Origin of the sequence: Flavobacterium bizetiae, assembly GCF_024271895.1 — a bacterium.
Classification (GTDB): domain Bacteria; phylum Bacteroidota; class Bacteroidia; order Flavobacteriales; family Flavobacteriaceae; genus Flavobacterium; species Flavobacterium bizetiae.
Genome location: NZ_CP091861.1, coordinates 4,724,853 through 4,747,462, shown reverse-complemented (window position 1 = coordinate 4,747,462; position 22,610 = coordinate 4,724,853). Strand labels below are relative to the sequence as shown.

Genomic DNA, 22,610 nt, shown 5'->3' with positions numbered 1-22,610 from the left:
ATAAAAAAGGACAGCTATTTGCTGTCCTTTTTTATTAAGATCTGGTATAGAAAAAGTGCTTCATTGATTTTATCCTTTGAAATATTTGAATTAGGAATTTTTAAATTTAGTAGATTTGTATGGCACAGCTCATCTGAATTTTAAAAATGTTTTTTAACCATAATTAGTGAATGATTTATAACCAAGAAAATTTTCCTGAAATAACTTCAAAACGTAATTTAACTGCTACTATTTGTGCGTACACAATGTTCGGACTTTTGTTTATAGCAATGCTTGCTTTATTAATAGCGCTTCCTTTAAGTCTTCAGCTGGAGTATGATAGTCCCATATCGACTAATGAAATGATTTTCAACTTAATATATTTCCCCATTCTGCTTTGGGGGCTTTGGGCACTTTATAAAAATTACAAGCATCAAAATTCTAAGAAAATCATCCTCATTTCTGTAGATCGGAATGGTATACATCATCATCAATACAATGGTACTATTCAGAGTATTTTATACAAACAGCTCGAAAGCAGTAAAGAACCTTACGTAAGTGATATCGATAGAAAAATCGGAACAAAATATTCTCCAGGATATATTTTCGGTTTTCAGGAAGGTAAACAGATTCCGATTCATTTTTCTAAACCTGACAATGGAATGACTTATATCCCAAAAAATAAATATCAACTCATTGGACATTTTCTGCAGGGAGCTACTTTATTTTGTCCTCATATAAAAATTTCTCAGGCTGTTTATGCGGATTATTTTATAAATCCTACCAATTTTGAATTCAATAAAAAAGCGCAAATAATTACGTATATATTAGTGTTTATTTTAGTCGTAATTATCATGATTGCAGTCGATTTATTTCTAAAATATACCAAAGGCTTTTCTATATTATTTTAAGTAAAGATCAATAACTTATTATAGTAATTGGATTGTTAATATTAATGTAAGGTAATTTTAAAAATACCATAACCTCTGTTTTAATAATACATTGTTTTTTTGATATAAAAATTTTTTTATGGAAAATAACAATGATTTAAGCAGAAGAAGGTTTCTAAGAAATTCTTTATTGGCCGCTGGAGGAGTATTCATCGCTCCACTTATTGAAAGCTGTAGTGACGATGATAAATCAGATAACAGCGGTGCGCCGGATGGACTGAAAAATGAAGGATTTGAGACTGGAGTAGCCAGTTTTGACCCGACAGAAACAGGAGTGATTATCTGGACAAGATATTCAGTAGGTTCAGATGCTGAAATAACCTGGGAGCTAAGTAAGGATGCCGGATTTTCTCAAATAGTAAGAAAAGGGCAGGCAGCGGCATCATCCATAAATGATTTTACAATAGCGGTAGATGTTCAGAACATTACTTCTAATACAAAATATTATTATAGATTTTATAATGTCAAAACCAAACAGGTAACGGTTATTGGGGAAACACGTACACTGCCATCTAAAGCAGATAGTGTAAATGAAGTAAAAATGGCTGTTGTTTCCTGTTCTAATTTTCCGGCAGGACTTTTTAATGTATATGGTGCAATCGCTTCGTCAGATGCAGATGTAGTGGTTCATCTTGGAGATTATATTTACGAATATGCGCCGGGACAATATGGTACAAACCCATTTACCAATTCGCTGGGCAGAGAACATAAACCCGCCAGAGAGATTTTAAGCCTAGGCGATTACAGAGAACGTTACAGACAATACAGAGGAGATAAAAATCTTCAGCTTCTTCATCAGAAAAAACCTTTTATATGTGTTTGGGATGACCATGAATTTGCCAATGATACTTATAAATCAGGTGCTGAAAATCATCAGCCTGCCGAAGGAGATTTTCAGATGAGAAAAATGGCCGCTTTTCAGGCGTACAGCGAATATATTCCGCTTAAAACAGGAAAAGATCTTAGAATTTACAGAAGTTTTAATTTTGGTAATATTCTTTCGCTTTATATGATGGATACCCGAGTTATTGCCAGAGATAAGCAAATGAGTTATTCTGATTATATTGATAATGTGGGGAATTTTGACCAGACAAAATTCAGAACCGATCTTTTAAGTACAAACAGAAAATTGATTGGAAGCGAACAAATGACATGGCTGGGATCACAGATTAATGCAGATACTGCTAAATGGAAAGTATTAGGGCAGCAGATTCTGATGACAAAAATGCTGATTCCTGCAGAGCTGCTGTTACTTTTGAATCAGGTTTTAGCAGAAGTAGATCATTTTGGAAGTGCACAGCCGGCAACTATGCAGGCACTTATTGGCGCAATCTCTGAACTTGTTGTTATTAAAATGAGACACAAACAAAATGATCCGTCATTAACTGCTCAGGAAATTGCGAGAGTTACGACAACTTTGCCTTATAATCTGGATGCCTGGGATGGTTATTTTGCAGAAAGAGAACAATTGTATGCTATACTTTCCGGGAAAAATGTTGTAGTGCTGGCCGGAGATACACATAATGCCTGGATGGGTAAATTGACCAATATGCAGGGGAAATTTATAGGTACTGAAATTGCTTGTAGTTCTGTTTCTTCGCCAGGATTGGAAGCTTATCTTGGAATTACATCCGATCCTAAAAAGGCGATAGAATTAGCACAAGCATTTACCGTTTTGATAGATGATTTAGAATATGCCAATTTGTACAAGCGAGGATATACCTATCTTAAATTTACACCATCTGGTTCTGAAGCTGAATGGCGATTTATAGACAGTGTAACAACGGAAACTACGACTACTATTACAGAAAAAAAATATACGATAGCCTAGAAATACTAAAATTTTAAAAGCCATCTTAGTAATGAAAACTGAGATGGCTTTTTTTGTTTATTCTGATGAAATGTTTTAAAAATTATTCCATTTTAAACCTAGCATAAACTCCAGTTTTTATCCAGAAATTCATCCTCTCCAGGCTCTTCTGTTTTATAGGCAATTGCTTCAGGAATAGACGTTTTAGGAATATTGATATGGATAATGGTATTTTCTTTAATATCGTCAAGCTGCTTTATAACGTCCTCGAGTTCTTCGAGAGTATTGACTTCAAAACCTTTGCCTCCAAACACATCAACAAGTTTCGCGTATTTCCAACGGTGCATTTCGTTGTAATCATAAACATTGTTTAAATCGGGAACGCTATATTCGACCTTTTCTGCACCACGAAACGGATTGGGATTAACAAGCATTTGTTCGATACCGTAAATACCATTATCCAAAACAAAAACAATGGTGTCGTGTTTCAGTTTATTCTGTGTAGAAATGGCTTGGCAAGTTTCCTGAAAAGCACCGTCTCCAACAAATACTACCGGCCTTTTATCTGGTCTGGCACATTTTATTCCGGTTGCCGCAGGAACAGAATAACCTATCGAAAGCCATGATGCCTGCGCTACGAATCCGTTAGGTTCTGCAATACGAATGCCCTGAGCACCCAATAAAGGAAAACCCGCATCGGCAACCACTATATGTTTCTCGTCTATAAAACTATTGATTCGGCTGAAAAATGTATCATAAGTAAGAGCCGGTCTTCCTCTTTTTGTTATTTTGTTATTAGCCAGAAAAAATGACTCAGGCAGCCGCTCTGCATCATACATTTCGTAAGCACTAAAAGTAACTTTGGTAAGTTCTTCTTTCAGGAATATCATAAAATCTCTTAGCGATACATTAGCGATATAGGAAGCCCCAATACGTACACCGCTATGATTAGCAAGTACAGTATCTTCTTTCCATACATCAAAACCACCCAAATTTTTGCCAGTCGTCCATACGCCAAGACCGATTTTTAGCTGAGCTTTTTCGAATCGTTCCTTGACATCTTTTGGCGATGCCTTGCCATTAAAAACGCCTTTGAATTTAGGATGATTTTCAGACACGATTGATTTCCCGAGTATAGAAGTTACAAATTCCGTATCGGTAGTTTCGATCAGATCCAGGAATTCCTTTTGAATACCATAGCGTTGGATCTCAATGCCACCCCAGAAAATAATTTCTTTTCCTTTTGCCATTGCAGCGACTCTTTGTGCAGCTTTTCGCGCACTTGCTTGACATTTAGATGCCTCTCTTTCTACCAATGGAGCTGTAGGCGGATTGCATTCCATTCGCCATACATCTTCAAAAACTTCAAGATAAACGGGTCTTCCATATAAAATGCAGGCGTTTAAAACGGAATCAATTTTATAAGGAGCATCTGATGAACCTGTAACTTGTTCTGCTGCAACAGTAACATTTCGGAACACATTGATATTACTGTACATATCACCTGTCATGTGTGATGCCAGCATACCCTGAACAAGGCTTCTTTGCTGGTCTTTATTAGTCGGAGCGCCATTAATAACAAGAACTGGACAATGTTCTACATAAGAACCCGCAACCGAATTAAGCAGCGTAAATGCTCCCACACCATACGTTACCGCTACTGCAGCAAAACCGTTTTGACGTGCGTAGGCATCAGTGCAATGTCCGGCGTTTATTTCATTCGTATCGTTAACGATTTTAATTTTTGCATTTTTATCTTCTTGAATCGTATTCAAAAACGGTGCGGTATAATTGCCTGCAATTCCAAATAAATGGGTGAGTCCTAGTTGTTCCAGACGTATTTGCAGGTATTTTGCAACGGTGATTTTTTGCTGTGACATCTTAAATAGGATTATTAAGGTTACCAGTATTTTCGTTGACTTCTAATGCTGTACGGATTCCGGACTCGATGGCGCCTTCAATCCAGGCATGTTTTAGCGAAGTATGTTCTCCTGCAAAATGTGCTTTTCCGTTCCATTCAGTTGAGATAATATGACGCTGCAATAACTGTAGCTGTCCCGGATTAAATATCGCCGCTTCACCATAAGCATATGGGTCACGCATCCAGCTTTGCGTTGCTCCACCGATTAATTTTCCGCCTTTCTTTTTATAGTCTTTTATGCTCGAGGTAACCACAGCAAGGTCAATAATGCGCTGCTGTTCTTTTTCGTCATCAGAATGCATGATAGCCAGGTTTTTAAGCGCATAAAAATATCTGTCGTCGTCATCCATAGAATCCCAACGGCTTGCTTCATCAGACCAGCAATACGATGCCAGCACGACACCATGCCCTTTAGCTCCCAAATCATTGCTTGGGTAATAGGTAAAACGGTTTGAAAAATCAGTAATCGTACCGCCGCCAACAATATTATAAGGAGCTTCCTGCCACCATTTCTCACGAAATTCCAGTAATATTTTAGTAGCAGAATCATAATGCAGTTCTCGAATTGCTTTTCGTTTTTGTTGTTTGAACTGAGGTGTTACATATACATGTCTTAGTGCCGAAAAGGGGATAGTGACAATTACTTCATCAAATTCAAGATCACTCACCGGCGTTTTTAATGCTTTGAATCCTGCGTCTTCATAAAACTGAAAGTCACGTTGTACTTCAATATCCACTTCTATTTTTACCTTGTTGTTAACGAGCATCATTTTGGTCATTCTGCAATCAAAATAAGTGTTTTCTTCAAGGTTATGAGCTTTAAAAAATTCATTTGGAAGCAGGTCGCTTCCGCCAACAATTTCCAAAAATCGAGTAGAATCCTTGATGATATTTTGCTCAATAAAACTTTGTATAAAATCGTAAGACATTCGGGATTCCAGATTTTGCAGCACTCCAATCATTTCGATAGCATTCTCTGAATACAGCGAATTTTCTTTTAAGAAACGACGCATCGAATATTCTCCGTAACGCTCGATTAGTAATGGCCAGTTTTTCTCAGGATCTTCTGCAATAAAAGCTTTAAGCGGATTAATAATATTAGCCATTAATTGGTCGGAACGCATGTTTTCGCTAGTGCCCAGATGAAAGTCCAACAGTTTGTTTACATCGACTTTAGCTCCATCTTTTCGGATATATTCATTCTGCACAACGCGTTTGCGGTTAACGTAGAAAAGGGAATTCCTGGTAACCTCAGGCTCCGGTTTAGTTGGATCAGCCTGATAGGCAATGGCTTGTTTTTTATCTACAGACAGATAATAAAAGGGCTCAGTTTTGAGTCCCAGTTTATCAATGTATTTGAGCACCATCTGATGTATGGTTGGGATACGCATCGCACCGGCTTCACCATAAACTGTGTCGTCTTCAAAATATTTTTTGTTTTCAGAATTTCTGAAAGTCTTAATTCTGCCGCCAACACGCGTATTTGATTCGACTATCGTAACATTATGCCCCGCTTGTTTTAACAGACTTGCAGCTACCATTCCGGCCATTCCGGCACCAATAATTAATACGTCTTTTGCTTTATCCGTACGCGGGATTCCGTCGTCAATGTACTTTAAGTATTGCTGGATAATAACGTCGTTGTCTTCGTCGAGTAAGCCGTGTAAATAGTTTTCCATGATGAGGTGGTTTAGTTATGGGGTTATTTTTTTGTTTTTGAATGGAATTATTTATGAATTAATTCAGTGAAATTTGATTTTTTAAGGAGAATTTTATCTGTTTTTTTGTAGAAGATGTGATTTTGATGTTTCTACTTAAACTCGAAAAAAATGAGCAGTTATCCAGGATTTCTTCCAACTGTTCCAAACTTCATCAAATAAATGAGGACTTTCTTTATATTGAGTTTTAATGAGTTCTTTGGCTTCAGCAATATTGTTTTGTTCTTTTAAAGAATTCAAAAACTCAAATTGTTCTTTATGTAAATCATAAATAGCTAATTTAAATTTGTGTCTCAGGACTACACAATAACTTTCGCTTTCAGAAGGCAAATGGGGTTGTTTTTCATTTTTAAAATCAGAATAATATTTTCGAACAGGAAATCGAAATTGAAACAACTCGCATATTGGTACGAGTTGTAGTTTATTTTCATCCGTATCTATTGTAGCTAATGGATAATCTTCTTCGGCTTTCATTTCGAAAATAACTCCGATTGCATATTCATATCGGGCGAGTTCGATCATGAAATCAATCCAGTCTTCTTTTATATTTTCTTGAGCATCAGGTCGGTTGGTTTCGAGATAGTCTGCAAAATGAGCTCCTAAATAGGCTAAGTTATAGTTCTGCGAAGGCTTTGAAGCGAGATAATCATCCGCGAAAGCGCAAAATAGAGCCTCACCTAAGGCATATTCTAAAGCGCTAAATTGCTGCGACATACAATTTCGCAAACGAGCAATATAACTTCTTTGATAAATACCCAAATGTTCCTGTGCGGTAAGTTTTTCAGAATGACAAATCACATCTTCAATTGAAGCAGCATTTAATTGATCCGAAAGTAAATCACTAGGATTGATTCCCGTTTGCTGGTAAGGATCCAGTAAAAGTTGCTGCATCCATTGCTGGAAATTTTTTAATGGTATTTTGGCCGTTTGCTGCATTTTTTGTGCTTATATAAATTTATTCATTTCAAAAAGATTCAATGGGTTTGAAACCTGCTCTTTATCCATAAACAGAACTTCGTTTTCAATTCCAATAAAGGTTTCATCCATATATTGTTTTGATTTAAGTAATTCGGAATGATAGACATCGAAGGACGGAATATTACCATCCCATTCTAATAAAACTGATGCTTCATTTGCCAGTTGATAAGCCAGTTGAAATAATTTCCATACTTGAGAATTCACTTCTCTATCGTGTGTATCAATAATATAATTGCCACAATTTTGATGACCGGCCAAATGCATTTGTACAATTTTATCATGCGGAATTCCTTTGATATATTCTACGGGATCAAAGTCATTATTGAAAGAAGACACATAAACATTGTTGACATCCAGAAGTAATCCGCAGCCTGTTTCTTCGGTCATTATTCGTAAAAATTCCCATTCCGGAAGCGTAGAATTATTAAAGGCGGCATAAGTGCTTGGATTTTCCACAATCAGCGGTCGCTCTAAATAATCCTGCACCTGATTGATTCGGTTACAAACGTGTTTTAATGATTCGTCATTTAGCGGAAGCGGAAGTAAATCGTGCGAATTGGTCGTTAAAACTCCTGTCCAGCACAAATGGTCGCTAATCCAGGCGGGTTTTACTTCTGTTGCTAATTGTTTTAAACTGCTGAGGTAATCTAAATTTAGCGGATCAGTACTTCCAATAGACAACGAAACCCCGTGCATGACCACGGGATATCGTTCTGCTATTTGATGTAAGATGTGTCTCGGTCTTCCGTGTGAGTCCATGAAATTCTCAGAAATCACCTCAAACCAATCTACGGCAGGATTCTTTTTCAGAATATGCTCGAAATGCTGGCTTCTAAGTCCTAAACCCAATCCTAAATTGGGTAATCCGAGTCTAGTTGCCATTGTTTTTTGGTTTACAATTTGAAAGACTCTCCGGTAGTTTTTTGGCACTTTCCTGTTCCATTTTCAAAACTCTTAGGTCGGCTGCAATCTTTCTTTCGGCAGGATTGTTGATGTAAGAGCAAGATCTTGAACCACTTTGTCCGCAAGAAGAATAATCGACACCTGTTGTATGGCGAATGGTATTTACGTAATCTTCACTTGGTCCGTATGGTAGCGGAGCTGGGCCAAATTCCTCACCATTTTCTTTTCTTTGTTCTTCGAAACGTATTCTGGCTAATTGCCAAACGCTAAGTCCTTTATTGGGACCTTGCGCCATAAAACGAGAGGACAAAATGGGCACACCACAGCTACCCTGATAGCGGCATTCATTTTGACCCGGATGACAAAATTCTTCGGTAGTGCCAAAAATACCGCAACCACCTTGTCCTTTGCACTCGTTTAAAGTGTGGCAAGGATGACCAACTGCTGTTGAGCAATCTCCCTTTCCTGCACAGTCATTATTTCCTGAATATCCTGCATTTTTGCATGAATTAAGCCCCATACATACATGAAGCTCTCTATTTTCTAATTCTGACATAATATGTTTTTTAAGATTGGTGAGTATATGGGGTACTTGGTACTTTAGGCACATCGGATACAATGCTATAATCTAGACCTACATCTGGCAGAGCTGGAAAATAATTGTCGTATTTAGGATCTGTTGCCCAACTCCAGTTAGGATCTGCTTTAGCCAATTGATCGACTAAATTCATAATTTGTGCTTTAGGTCTTAGCGAACTTTGCTCAAATAAATATGGTTCAAATGTCAGAGCGCCTTGGTAGGTTGTATTGTTTTTAGTATAAGTGTATTTATTGATTTGGTTTCCAACACCACTCAAAAGCCAGATCATCGATTTATGAATACCATACATGAATAGATCGTATTGAGTGCTTTCGTCTTTGTAATAGCAGGCTTCAATCATTAAAAGAATATAAGCAAAAACGGCATTACCTAATTCTGAACACAATGCCAGTGCCTCGTTACCTGAAGCAGCATAGTCGGCTGTTTGAGGATTAGCATCAGTATTATATACAAAATAGCTAAAGAAATCGTCTAAGCCCTGAATTTTACTAAACTTTTCCTGATAGTAACCACCAAAACTGTAGACTTCCAGGAATTTAGCAAAGTGAGCCAGTTCTTTTCCTGTATCATCATAATCACCTGGCCAAAAAACAGCCTTTCCATCAACAATTTCCAATGGAACAGGCATTTTATTTTCACCCCATTCTAAGATATGTTGTTGGTCATCACTTTTTCCTTCTCCTTGTTCAATGATACGTCCTATAGCTTCAATTGCTGAATTAGCATCATAAACGCCAAGAAGTCCGCCACTTTCATCTTCATTTGCAAACTGAGGATTGTGGTCTCTGTCATAATGCACAGTATTCATGGAATTTTGAGAATAGAATGGTCTCGCACGACCTGTATCATCTGGAGGAAGCAATTGTGGTCTGTAATTATAGGGGCCGGGAAAATCTTCTTTTATACACGTAATAATTAATTCGTACAAGCGACCAATAGTCTTATATTCAATTGTATTTAGTAATTGTTTGTCTTTGTAAGGATCTTCAAATGGTTCAGGGCTTTCTATCTGCAGGAAAGTAGTCAATTGATTTAACGATAATTTTGCAGCATTAATTTGAAACTCGGGGATATGTCCGTCTAATTGTGTTGGAAATGATAATATTTTTCCAATTCCCATTAGATCGGGAGCAATTTGACAAACAGCTTGTTTGACATTGCATGCAAGAGCAAGATGCAGCATTTCTTCGATAACAACACTCATAATTAAAGCTGCCGCTTTGTTGGAATAAACCAATACGTCGACTTTCAGTTCTTGTGCCAATGCATCAATTTCTGCAGGAGTAAGTTTGCCGGCCTGAGTAAGCTGAGTATGGATTTTAGCGTACAATGTGTCCTGATTCTGTGCTCTGTTTATCGAATAATAGGTAGATAAATATGTTGGGATAGTAGCAAGTTCAAGCGCAATTGCTTGCTGCATTACTTCCGGGATATTTTCTTTTGTTACCGTATCCGAAAATTTAAAAAGTTTTTTTGTTTCCATGTAGTTATTTTTTTTTGGCAATAGGTTTATTTGTAATCTTTCTTGTTTTAAATTTTTATACGTACCTGTAAACTGCCAATGTTATCGGTTAATCCGGCTCCATATTCAGTATTCAGATTGGTGCGAATGTTTATGCCTTTTGCAAAGTATTGGCATCAATATGTAGAAATTCAGTAGGAACACCATTAATCAAAAACTGTAAAACAATATTTTGAATGTATTGCAACTGAACTGTTCCGTTACTCAAAGTTTCAACATACCAAGTCGTTTCCATTGAAATTACCTTTCCAAAAGAATTTTCAAAATTGATATTATTTACTCCGCCACCATGATTAGTGGTACTTACCGTAATACTGGAATAGCTTGTAACTGTAATTCCGTTAGCATTTAATGAACTCAATTGCTGTGTGAGATAGGTTGATGGATCAATAATAGACTGGTCTGTAAAAGGTAATTGAGTTCTGTCGGCGGTTGGAAAAAGTGGATTGCCTGTTCCGGTAACAACTGGTCCTCCAACCATCAAAATGGAAACACCGTGTGGTACCGAAATTTGTTTGTTGTATTGAGTCGTTGGATCTTGTGTTGGAATAATAGTATTGTCAGCAACTGTACCCGGACCATAAGGACCTTCCAGTTGAGGTTGTATTGCGTGGTAAAGCCAAGTGCCATTTTCGGCATGAATTAAAGTGTTTTCTATAGGTTGTGCCCCGTTTGGATCCGCATTGTTAGCAATGTAAACTCTTTGTTCATAAAAGAGTACGCCACTTGTTTGTGTGTATCGACCCTCACGATTTGGTGCTCCGCCCGCTATAGCTGAAAAAGAAATTTCTTCAAAATAAGGGAAGTTTTTAGTGATATAACCGCTTGGAATATCTGCCTGAGGCAATGGCATAACATTGTAACCCGTAGCATTAGCTCCCGTGGGACTGTTCCAGGTACCAATAAAATTATTTAAAAGTCCGAGATTGGATGTGCCAATAACTGTTGGCTGATTGGTCGTTGTTACAATTGGAGTTGTAATGTCTGGTATTACAGCTGGTGCCAAAGCAGCTTGTTGCGCCAGATAAGGGCAAGTTTGTGTTTCCAGGTTAGTTGAATTTTCCATGATGTAGGTTCTTGTTTAGATTGCTTTTTTGGGGAATTATTTATTCATAAAATTACTACGATGAAAAAGCTTAAATAAAAAAAAAGGCATGAGTCCCGAATTTTTATGCATAAGAGACTGAAATAGCAGCATGGATTTCTTTTTTGGGTTTTGAAGCGTAAATGATTGAAAGGAGATTTAGTTTCATTTAATAATTTGAACCTAACCACTGTATTGCTTTATTTTACTGGGTTTTGAGTTTTCTGAAGATCTTATTTTTGAATTTTTAGCAATGAAATATTGCCATAAAAAAAAAGTCCTAATTTTCATTAGGACTTTTTTGTTGGAATTTTCAAAAGGCTGAATTAAAGGAACATTTTGAATCTTAAACAATAATAGATTATTTTTCTAATATGTATATTTTTTTTGCTTCATAATCCCAAATGGTTTTGTATTGATCTAGAAATCTGTATCCAATATCAATAATATTATCTTCGGTAATCTGGAGAGCTTCTCGAACATGCTCATTATCTTCACGTGTTTCAGAATAAACACCTTTAAGACTAACTTTGAATTTTCCGTCCAGAACCATATCATTGATTGTATATGTTTTATCATTTTCAGCATCTTTCCCTGACGGAATAATCAAAGATTTTGCGGTAAGTAATTTATCTACTTTATCTTCTAATTGAAAGGTACCATATTGTCCGGTATCGAATGCGGCTATCATTTCAATACCCCCAATTTTTACACGAACAAGAGGATGGTTTGGTAATCGTCTGATTTCGAAATTAATAATGGCGAGTACTTTTTCGCCTTCTAAAAAATCTTTAGAAGATTTACGCTGATCCGTATTCTTATACAGTATAATTTTTCTTCTTAAATAATCTAATTTTACAAGATATCCTTTAAAGAAATTATGCCCAATATATCCTATACAATCTGGAGTAATTGCGTTTTGGAGAAAATCATAATTTCCGCTTTTAATGTTTACAAGGTTTTTATAAACAGATCCATCAGCTAGTTTAACTTCTGCAATGGTATCATTTATATTAGCCTTAAATTTCTGACCGCTGCCAACCTGACCACTTCCTTTCTCTTTTTTTTGCGTTAGTTGAACTAAATTGTCATTGATATCAAGTGCATTCTGATTACCTGTATCAAACATAAATTTTCCTTTTACACCATTAACTTCACCAGAAATAAAGGGGAATGCATTAATTAACGTTATAGGAAAAACGACAATATCTTCAGTCGGCACAAAGTTTTTTTCTGTAATTTTTTGAGCCATAATAGTTAAGGATGACCCACAAATTAATAAAAGGTAAATGATCTTTTTCATAAATTTATATCAATAATTATTTTAACTGTTTTTTTTAAAGTATAATTGAAAACATAAAATGCACAACAATCTAAAATCAAATGTACATTTTTTGAGTAAATACCGATAAGTGCTTATCTTTATTTGGTGAATATTTGTAAACCTTAGATAGGCTATGTAGCGATTTACTTATTCTTAAAAGTATATCCAATCGTGATAAAGAAACTTTCGTTGTAAATTTTCCATTGCGGTTTTGTATTGGCATTTTCGATAAGAGGAACAAATCCTTTAATGTATCTGCCGCCTAAACGAATACCATTTGAAAATTCATAATTTAAACCAGCGGTAAATCCGGCATCCATTTTTTGACTGTATTTACTTGGCGTTGTACCGTTTCCGTAGATTGATGTATCGGTATATAAATTTCCATCAGCATCCTTGCGCTGTGAGGAAGCATTTAGCAAAATTCCAATATACGGACCTGCAAAAAGCTGTATTCCTTTGTAATAAAAAGCAAGACTGACAGGAAATAATTCAATATACTGGTGTTTAAATTTACTTTTATAATCGCCGTTTATCGTATCATTTAATTGAAGCGACATCAATTTTCGACTGTAAAATACCTCGTGTTTTAATCCAAAGTATTTTGATATTTTATTGTCGAGGGTAATTCCAATAGTTTGGCCAGTTAAGCTTTTTGGCGCTCCGCCAGTCGATAAACTATCTACATTCTGGCCATTTAATGAGGATCCGTTTATACCGCTGCTAATGCCAAAAGTAAGCCCAGTTTCCTGTGCATTAACTTTTAACAGAGAACAGAGCAGGAATAAGATTATATAGATTTTTTTCATTGTTACAGATTTTAAAAATTAATATCCCAGATACCCGCTGTTTTTTCCAGTTCTACTAACGCAGCAGCATAATTGTACAGGGTTTCGTGATAACTAAGCTGTGTTTCGTTGTAAGTTCGCTGTGCATTTAATACGTCAAGTAAAGTGGTTTCACCTCGTTTGTAACTATAAACTTTTCCTTCCAGCAGTTTTTTTGCATCAGCCAATAAACCCGTATCAAACTGCTTGACTTGTTTTTGTGCGGTGAGATAAGCAAACCATGCTTTCCGAACTTCAGTTTGAATTTGTAACTCAGTTTGTTTGTACAAAACGTCTGCTTGTTGTACGCTAAATTCGGCAGCTTTTAATTCTCCTTTGTTTTGATTTGAAAATTTAAGCGGAATCGTAATTCCGGCAGAAACGGCATTAGAAGATGGAGTAGGAGCCACGACATTAGTAACAACAGAAGCATTTTCTACACCAAAACTCAAACCTAAATCCAAAACTCTATTGGCTTTGGTTAATTTTAAAATTTCCTGAGCGACATTTTTGTTTTTAAGGGCCGCAAGCAAGTCGGTTCTATTGTTTTGAGCCGTAACGATAAGTTCATTCAAATTAAATAGGCGTTCAAATTTTGTCAAATCACCAGAAGGTAAATACAACGTATCTGCTTTTTGATTTCCAAGCATTGTACCCAATTCCAAAAGAGCTGATTTCCAATCGGCTTCACTTTGGTACACATCATTTAGCATTGAATTGGCTTCCAGTTTACTTTGGCGGGCATCAATCTCCGTAATACTTCCTAGTTTAAAACGGATGCTGTCCGTAGCGGCAATGTTTTTAAGAATAGTGTATGAATTCAACTGTACTTTAAAAATCTGTTTTTGTTTTAATCCGGTTAAATAGTTTAAAGTAGCCTCGGCTCTTAGATTTCTAAAATAATCTTCTAATAAAGTTTTGGTTAGTTCTGCTGTACTTTTGGCCACATTTATTCGGGCTTTTCTTTTACCTCCCAATTCAAGAGTCCAGCTTAATTCGGTAGAAAAACCATAACCCATCTGCATTCTGCGCTGGCCATTATCACTTGCACCAACAGCCAGTTCCGGATCCGGAAAAACTTTTGAAGCTTCTGTATTAGCCTGTGCCATATCTACATTAAATTTTTCGGCTGCATATCCCAGATTATTTTTACTGACGAGAGAAAGAAAATCAGGATAGTTCATTTTTACCGAAACGAATGTCGTATCAATCTGGGCATTTGATACTGCCGAAAAAGTCAGCAGTATCAAAAGTGTTACCCATTTTTGTTTTATATTTTTAATCATAAATATCGTTTTATTGAGAATCAGTTTCGTGTTGTTTTGCCGTTTCTGCCCAATCAAATTTTTTCTCGATGAGATAATAAAGTGAAGGCAAAGCAAAAAGGGTCAGGATAGTAGAAAATAAAAGTCCGTAAACAATAACCGTTGCCAAAGGTCTTTGCACATCGCTGCCTATTCCTGTTGCCAGTGAAGCAGGTAATAATCCTAATACCGCCACTGTGGCTGTCATTAAAACAGGACGGAAACGCTGTTTTGCACCATTGGTTACAGATTCTATAAGCGTCATTCCGTTTTTGCGCAGCTGATTAATATGAGAAATCATGATAACTCCATTTTGTATGGCTACTCCAAATAAGGCTATAAAACCTACTGCCGAGGAAACATTTAAAGTCATACCGCGAACATTTAAAGCCAGCATTCCGCCAAATAATGCCAGAGGAACGATACTCATTAACAATCCAGCCTGACGGAATTTTCCAAATGCACCGTACAGCAGCACAAACATAATGGCAAGCGCTAACGGAACGATAATAGCCAAATGGCCGTAGGCACGTTCCTGATTTTCAAATTGGCCTCCCCATTTTATTTTAAATTCTTCATGATTGTATTTTACTTCTTTTTCGATTTTGGCTTGCGCTTCTTTTAGAAAAGAGCTCAAATCATTGCCTCGCAGGTTTAAGCGAACGGTAAGATGGCGTTTATTTGTTTCGCGGGCAATAGTACTTTCTCCCGTATTGAGTTTGATATCACATACTTGTGATAAAGGAATTTTTACGCCTTCGGAATTTGTGAGCATTAAGTTTCCTATTTTCTCCGGATTATTACGGCTTTCTTCGTTGTATCTTGCTGTAATATCATAAACTTTGTTGCCTACAAAAATCTGCGAAACGGCTTTTCCTCCCATAGCCACTTCGATAAGTTCAGATACATCATCTACATTTAAACCATATTGCGCAATTTTCTGACGATCTGCAATTACCTGTATCTGAGGTAACGGCGGTTCCTGATCGATAGCAAGATCTACAGCACCTTTAACGTTTTTCAGCGTTTTGATGATGTCTTCGGCAATTCTTCGGGTTTCTTTATAATCTTCGCCATATACTTTTACAACCAATTCGCTGTGTGCTCCCGAAATTTTATCCATTACACCATCGATCATAGGCTGCGAAAAACCAATATTATAACCGGGCATCGTCGCATATTCAGCCGCAAGTTCTTTGATTAAGTCTTCTTTCGTTTTTCCTGATTTCCATTCGCTGTAAGGTTTTAAACCCACACTGCATTCATAGTGAGAAGGCGTCCAGGCATCGGTTCCGTCGTCATTTCGTCCTGCCTGCACCATCATATAAGTTACTTCTTCGTGTTTTAAAGTCCTGTGACGCAGGGTGTCACTCATTTCTTTAGATTTCTCTAAAGTGATTCCCGGCGGTAACGAAACCTGGAGCCAGATTGAACCCTCGTCTAAAGACGGTAAAAAATCCTTTCCAACGGTTATAGTAAGTACTAAAGCAAGGGCTAATACGGCTATTAAAGGCGCAAATACCTTTTTTGGTGCCTGCATTATTTTTTGAATTCGGTTATGATAAGCGTTTGTTAATTTATCAAGCCATTTGTTATGATACATTTTTTGCGGCTTTCGGTAAATTAAATAAGCCAATCCCGGAATTAGTAATAAAGCAACCGATAAAGCACCGAAAAGCGCATAACCAACAGTAAATGCCATAGGCGTAAATAACTTTTTCTCTACTCTTTCAAAAGCAAACAATGGCAGGTATGCTGTGATGATGATAAGAGTGGCAAAGAAAATGGGACGCGCAACACTTTTTACGCTGTTGGCAACGCTGTTTTCGGTGAGTTCTTTGGTTTCGTCATCTTCCCGTTTTTTCAGAATAGTTTCCATCATTACGATGGCACCGTCGACAATAATTCCGAAATCTATGGCGCCAAGCGAAAGTAAATTGGCCGGAATAGTGGTGAATTTCATTAGAATAAAAGCAATCAAAAGCGAAATTGGAATTGTAATGGCGACTAATAATGCGCCTCTCCAGCTTCCTAGAAATACAATTAATACAATAATAACCAAAGCCATTCCTTCCAGCAATGTATGTGAAACGGTGGTAAGAGTGGTATTTACCAAATTGGTTCTGTCCAAAAAAGCATGAATTTTAACGCCTTCGGGCAGGTAATTTTTGTTAAGATCGGCTACAGCTTCATTAACTCCTTTTAATACTACTGATGGATTTTGGTTTTTTAGCAAAAGGACAATTCCTTCGATATTATCTGAGTAATCAACGCCTCGTTTATCTGTATATCCTAATGCGCCTTTGCGTTCCAGATTTCCGTATTTAAGTTTTCCAATATCATTTAGATAAACTGGAACTCCGTTAACAGATTTCACTACAATTCGGCCCATATCATCGAGATTTTTCACCAGACCAATGCCACGTACGACATACGACTGATCACCGCGGTTAATGACGCTGCCGCCTACATTGGCGTTGTTTTTTTCGATCGTTTCGGTTATTTCACTCAGCGATAATCCGTATTGTTCTATTTTGCGCGGATCCAATTCAATTTGATATTGTGTTGTGATTCCTCCAAAATTGGTTACATCGGCAACACCCGAAACTTGTTTGATGCGTGGTACGATTGTGTATTCCTGTAATTCACTTAGTTTTCGGAGATCGTAACCTTTGCTTTCAATTATGTAGCGATAAATTTCACCCGTAGGTGAGGTAAGCGGATCTAAACCAGGCGCTGCTCCATAAGGTAATTCGACATCGTTTAAACGTTCCTGAATTCGGGCTCGGGCAAAGTAATCTTCGACACCATCATCAAAAACAATGGTAACCATAGATAAGCCAAAAGTACTTTTGCTTCGCATAACATGCATTCCGGGTAATCCGTTAATGGCACGCTCAATTGGAATCGTAATTTGCTGTTCAACTTCTTCTGCGGCAAGTCCGGGAACCTGCGTTACCACCTGAGAAGTGACATCGCCAATGTCAGGATAGGCTTCGACCGAAAGCTGTGTCCACGAATAGTAGCCAAATAAGGAGAGGAGCAGAAATAACGCCAGAATCAGCCAGCGTTTTGCTATTGTTGTTTCGAATATATTTTTTTTCATTTTTTTTGAGGTGCTGAGATACTAAGGTTCTGAGGTGCTAAGGTTTTTGCTTGCTTTGCATTTTTTTAGCCACTCCCGATAGCTATCGGGATAAAAGATTTTAATGATTTTAACTTTGCTCCCGATGGCTATCGGGATTGGGTTAATTTTCCGGATTATTTTGCTTCAAGGAGATAAAAGGCTCCTTCGCTTATAATGGTTTCATTTGGTTGTAATCCTGACTGGATTGCTATTTTCCCATTTTGTGATACTCCGGTTTCTACATAACGGCGTGCATATTTTCCGTCGGCTAATTGAACAAATACAAAGCTTTTGTCATTAAATTGGAGAACCGCTTTTGCGGGAACAAACAGCGTATTTACGGGTGTATCGGTAAAATTTACAGATACATACATGCCGGGTTTAAGCAGATGATCTGCATTGGCACATTCAATTAAAACCTGAACGCTTCGGGTCGTTTCGTCGATTATTTCATCAACATGGAATATTTTTCCTGTGATTTTTTTGTCAGGATAAGCTCCGGCCTGAATTTCGGCTTTATCTAATTCATGAATAAACCGAATGTCTTTTTCCTTAATCTGCCCTGCAACCCATACTTTTTTCAGATCGGCAATTTTGGCTTTGGGAGCATCTTCTTCTTTTAAAAATTGTCCCATAACCAATTCATTGGCAATTACTTCTCCGGCAATGGGAGAAGTAACTACTAATGGCTGTCCAAAAACTAATTTGTTGATATTAACTCCAAATATTTTTAAGCTTGCGGCGGCATTCTGATATTCTTTTTCGCTGACTTCAAAACTAGTTTCTGCTTCCTCCAAATCCTTTTGAGAACCTACGCCGTGAGCTTTTAAATCCTGCTGACGCTTTAAAGAAAGTTTAGCAGTCTGATAACCGGATTTTGCCTGAAAAAAGTTTTTTTGTGCATCTGTAAAATCCGGCGAAACCATTTCAAAAAGCGGTGTTCCGGCCTGGGTTTTCATACCCAGTTTTAAAAATACTTTGGTTACTCTTCCGGAAAACGGTGGAGCAATTTCGGCATACGAGTTCGGAATTGCCTTAACTGTACCGGCAGTTTGTAATTCAAATTCATAAGGTTCATTTTTTACGGTTTCCAGTTTTAATTTAGAAGCAATCATCGATTTTGCCGGAACTACAATGGTATCGCCTTGTAAAGAAAAAGACTCGTTTTCTTTCGTTTCGGTTTTATTGTTACAGGCAGTTAATGCGGCTGCAGCAATTAGTGTTACTAAGAGATTTTTGCGTTCGAATTTTTTACTGCTGTTTTTAGTTTTTAGTTTCATACGTTTAATTTTATAACCACTGATTGAATTTTTTGATAAACCATGTTTTAACAAATTGTGTAAGCAGGCAATAGCAGGTTAGTATGCCAAATAAAAATGGGAAATAGCTTAATGGAAGCGGCTGCATTTTTAACATTGGAGCCAATGGCGAAAACGGAATCGCGATACCCACCAGCATTATTAATGTTGTTAAGGCTACTACAGGTGTTGCTGCCCAGCTTTGTATAAATGGAATTTTTTTGGTTCGTATCATGTGTATAATCAATGTTTGAGAAAGCAATCCTTCTATAAACCAGCCGCTTTGAAAAAACGATTGGAGTTCCGGGCTGTTTGCTTTGAAGTAAAAGAACATCAGAGCAAATGTTGCAAAGTCAAAAATGGAGCTGATTGGGCCTATGAAAAACATAAATCTCTGGATACTTGAAGCATCCCATTTTTTAGGTTTTTTCAAAAAGTCTTCGTCCATTCTATCCCACGGAATAGCGGTTTGCGATATATCGTATAATAAATTTTGAGTTAATAATTGTACCGGAAGCATTGGTAAAAAAGGCAGGAAGGCACTTGCTCCAAGCATACTGAACATATTACCAAAGTTGCTGCTGGCGGTCATTTTGATGTATTTGATGATGTTGCCAAAGGTTCTACGTCCGTAAATAACGCCTTTGCGCAATACCATTAAATCTTTTTCTAATAAAATGATATCGGCACTTTCTTTGGCGATATCTACAGCAGTGTCTACGCTGATTCCTACGTCTGCTTCCTTAAGCGCAGCGGCATCATTTATACCATCGCCCATAAACCCAACGGTGTGTCCTTTTTCGCGTAATGCTTTTACAACTCTTACTTTTTGCAGTGGACTCAATTTGGCAAAAATGGAAACATCATCAATACGGTCTGCAAGTTCCTGCTGTGTCATGGTTTCTAACTCGGTGCCCAGAACAATGTTTTTTACCGGAATTCCAACATCATTGCATATTTTTTTGGTTACGATTTCATTATCGCCGGTAAGAACTTTAACTCCAATTCCTAATCCCTGAAGCGCTGCAATACTTGGTTTTGCCGATGGTTTTGCAGGATCAAGAAAACCTATGAAACCAGTTAAGGTTAGATTGTTTTCGTCTTGTACAGAATAGGTTAGTGGATGTTTTCCGTCAAACTCTCTTATAGCAACTAATAAAACTCTTAAGCCTTCTTCGTTCATTTTTTTAGAAGTCTGCAAAACCGTATTGTGCATCTTTTTATCCATTGGGATTACTTTGTCGTTTTCAAGGTGAAGCTCTTTGTCTTCGCCCGGATCGAAACTGTGAGAACACAAATCGAGAATTTCTTCGACAGCACCTTTGCAGATTAAAAGATGGTTTCCGTTTCTCATTTTCAAAATAACCGACATACGTCTGCGTTGAAAATCAAAAGGAATTTCATCTACTTTCATGAAGTATTCTTCTACTTTTAAATAATCATGAAGTTCAACATGCTCCAGAACAGCTTTGTCAAGTATATTTTTTAATCCCGTTTGATGAAAACTATTCAAATAAGCCCATTTTAAAACTTCGTCGTCTTCTGCTCCCAAAACATTTAAATGTTTTTCGAGTACAATTTTGTCCAGAGTTAACGTACCCGTTTTATCTGTGCAAAGAATATCCATCGCACCTATATTTTGAATGGCATTTAAACGTTTTACAATCACTTTATGTTTGCTCATATTCATGGCGCCTTTGGCCAGATTGGCAGTCACAATCATAGGCAGCATTTCAGGAGTTAATCCAACCGCAACGGCAATGGCAAATAACAAAGCCTGCATCCAGTCTCCTTTTAAGAAACCATTTACCAGAAAAATTACAGGAACCATAACCAGCATGAAACGAATCAAGAGATAACTAACTTTGTTTATCCCGATATCAAAAGCAGTTTCAGGTCTGTTACCTAGAATAGTTTTACTGATGCTTCCAAAATAAGTTCGGTTTCCGGTTGCCACCACAATTGCCATAGCAGTACCGCTTACAACATTGGTTCCCATAAAACAAAGATTATTGAGTTCTACAGGTTGTTTAGTATCGGCATCGCGAATGGGCAGAAATGTTTTTTCTACCGGCAAAGCTTCTCCTGTCAGCATCGATTCGCTTATGAATAAATCTTTACTTTGCATAATACGGCAGTCAGCAGGCACCATATCACCGGCAGATAAGAAAACAATGTCTCCCGGAACCAGTTCTGTCATGGCAATTTCTCTCTTGCCCATAAATTTTCGAAGTACTGTGGCCGTGGTTTTCACCATGCTTTTTAGTTTATCTGCAGCCTGATTGCTTCTAAACTCCTGAAAAAACCGAAGCAAGGCACTAAAAATCACCATAACTGCCACCATAATAATGGTTTTATAATCGGCCTCTCCCGGTGCAGCAAGCCAGACATCTACAACAAAAGATATGATGGCTATAACCAGCAGGATGAAAATAAACGGATTAATAAAAGCTTTAAATAATTGCTTTAGCCATGAGGGTGCTTTATCATGCTGTACTTCATTGGGACCGTATTTTTTCATACGTTCGTTTGAGGTTGGCATGCTGATTCCTGCTTCTGAACTCTCGAGCATAGCATAGACAAAATTAGAATCGCTTCGGGAAGCGTTTCGCAATTTTGTAGTCGTTCCTTCGTTCATTCCGTTGTTGGTCAAGGAATAGAAGGGGTGCTTAATTTTCTCTTTTGCACTCATTGTTGTAATTATTAAATAGTATTGATTAAAAAAATTATGACTCCGCTGAAAATCATAACTATGGCTGAAATTTTGATTAATTGAATGGCCTTAACCGAATTGAAATATTTTAAAGACCAGCCAATCAAAAGGAAAAACAGTAAACATGGAATTACGGTTTTGTAAATAGTAAGCGGCTCAATCTTTAAGAGACTTAAGGCAAAACCCAGCACAAAAAGATATACTGATGAAGCAAGGGCTATGTTTAAAAAGTCGTCTAAGTCCGGAAAGGTTTTATGGTTTCGTATTACTTTTATTTTAAATTCCTGAATCATCTTAACGGCTATCGAAAACAGCATGGTTAAGGCAATCCATTTGTCCTGATTTTTTATACTGCTGGTTACTAATGCTGCAGTCCAATACCCGTATTTTATAACTTGTAATTGTATGGTAAACAAGACAAGCTGTAACAGAACTGCTTTTTTTGATTTGCTAAAAGCAATCGTATTCACACTCATTTTAGACAGCAGCAAATTATCTGCAGTAATCCCTAAAGTGATTAAAAAAACTGCAATAGAAATGGATAATGTCAT

16 protein-coding genes are annotated in these 22,610 nt (G+C 37.2%); 2 read left to right on the top strand and 14 right to left on the bottom strand.

The genetic code is table 11. The annotated features are described in order from the left end of the window. Positions 1 to 170: 170 nt before the first annotated feature. Together L0669_RS19680 and L0669_RS19675 are read left to right on the top strand one after the other, a co-directional pair. Entirely contained in the window at positions 171 to 890 is a 720-nt protein-coding gene (locus tag L0669_RS19680; protein ID WP_263759582.1) for a hypothetical protein, read from the top strand. Positions 891 to 1,008: 118 nt separating this feature from the next. Continuing rightward, a complete protein-coding gene (locus L0669_RS19675) occupies positions 1,009 to 2,760 on the top strand; it encodes an alkaline phosphatase D family protein (protein ID WP_263759580.1) in 1,752 nt (583 codons plus the stop codon). Positions 2,761 to 2,858: 98 nt separating this feature from the next. Here the strand turns inward: L0669_RS19675 and L0669_RS19670 are convergent, their stop codons facing one another. The 14 genes from L0669_RS19670 to L0669_RS19605 all read right to left on the bottom strand — a co-directional run bounded on the left by L0669_RS19670 (position 2,859) and on the right by L0669_RS19605 (position 22,610). Then, a complete protein-coding gene (locus tag L0669_RS19670; RefSeq protein ID WP_263759578.1) occupies positions 2,859 to 4,619 on the bottom strand; it encodes an alpha-keto acid decarboxylase family protein in 1,761 nt (586 codons plus the stop codon). A gap of 1 nt (position 4,620) precedes the next feature. Next, on the bottom strand, positions 4,621 to 6,339 hold the full coding sequence (locus tag L0669_RS19665; protein WP_263759576.1) for a flavin monoamine oxidase family protein: 1,719 nt from the start codon (positions 6,337 to 6,339) through the stop codon (positions 4,621 to 4,623). 135 nt (positions 6,340 to 6,474) lie between these two features. Beyond that, complete coding sequence (locus tag L0669_RS19660) at positions 6,475 to 7,314, bottom strand: HvfC/BufC N-terminal domain-containing protein (RefSeq protein WP_263759574.1); 840 nt, start codon at positions 7,312 to 7,314, stop codon at positions 6,475 to 6,477. 9 nt (positions 7,315 to 7,323) lie between these two features. Then, positions 7,324 to 8,238 (bottom strand): MNIO family bufferin maturase, encoded by a 915-nt coding sequence (gene bufB / locus L0669_RS19655; protein WP_263759572.1) that lies wholly within the window; start codon positions 8,236 to 8,238, stop codon positions 7,324 to 7,326. Further along, a complete protein-coding gene (locus L0669_RS19650) occupies positions 8,228 to 8,815 on the bottom strand; it encodes a hypothetical protein (protein WP_263759571.1) in 588 nt (195 codons plus the stop codon). The genes bufB and L0669_RS19650 overlap by 11 nt, the downstream gene beginning before the upstream one ends. A 10-nt stretch (positions 8,816 to 8,825) precedes the next feature. Next, the gene (locus tag L0669_RS19645; RefSeq protein WP_263759570.1) at positions 8,826 to 10,343 is read right to left on the bottom strand and encodes a ferritin-like protein; all 1,518 of its coding nucleotides are present in this window, start codon (positions 10,341 to 10,343) and stop codon (positions 8,826 to 8,828) included. A gap of 130 nt (positions 10,344 to 10,473) precedes the next feature. Further along, complete coding sequence (locus tag L0669_RS19640; RefSeq protein WP_263759569.1) at positions 10,474 to 11,448, bottom strand: heme-binding protein; 975 nt, start codon at positions 11,446 to 11,448, stop codon at positions 10,474 to 10,476. Positions 11,449 to 11,827: 379 nt separating this feature from the next. Then, positions 11,828 to 12,769: a hypothetical protein gene (locus tag L0669_RS19635; protein ID WP_263759568.1), complete on the bottom strand. Its 942-nt coding sequence runs from the start codon at positions 12,767 to 12,769 to the stop codon at positions 11,828 to 11,830. Between the two features lie 164 nt (positions 12,770 to 12,933). Then, complete coding sequence (locus L0669_RS19630; protein ID WP_263759567.1) at positions 12,934 to 13,599, bottom strand: PorT family protein; 666 nt, start codon at positions 13,597 to 13,599, stop codon at positions 12,934 to 12,936. An 11-nt stretch (positions 13,600 to 13,610) separates the two neighbouring features. Further along, positions 13,611 to 14,903: a TolC family protein gene (locus L0669_RS19625; RefSeq protein WP_263759566.1), complete on the bottom strand. Its 1,293-nt coding sequence runs from the start codon at positions 14,901 to 14,903 to the stop codon at positions 13,611 to 13,613. A gap of 10 nt (positions 14,904 to 14,913) precedes the next feature. Next, positions 14,914 to 18,027 carry an efflux RND transporter permease subunit gene (locus L0669_RS19620; RefSeq protein WP_263759564.1) on the bottom strand — a complete coding sequence of 1,038 codons (3,114 nt, stop codon included), beginning with the start codon at positions 18,025 to 18,027 and terminating at the stop codon, positions 14,914 to 14,916. A 155-nt stretch (positions 18,028 to 18,182) separates the two neighbouring features. After that, entirely contained in the window at positions 18,183 to 19,328 is a 1,146-nt protein-coding gene (locus L0669_RS19615; protein WP_263759563.1) for an efflux RND transporter periplasmic adaptor subunit, read from the bottom strand. A gap of 10 nt (positions 19,329 to 19,338) precedes the next feature. Next, on the bottom strand, positions 19,339 to 22,038 hold the full coding sequence (gene mgtA, locus L0669_RS19610) for a magnesium-translocating P-type ATPase (RefSeq protein ID WP_263759562.1): 2,700 nt from the start codon (positions 22,036 to 22,038) through the stop codon (positions 19,339 to 19,341). Positions 22,039 to 22,049: 11 nt separating this feature from the next. Then, on the bottom strand, positions 22,050 to 22,610 hold the full coding sequence (locus L0669_RS19605; protein WP_263759561.1) for a manganese efflux pump: 561 nt from the start codon (positions 22,608 to 22,610) through the stop codon (positions 22,050 to 22,052).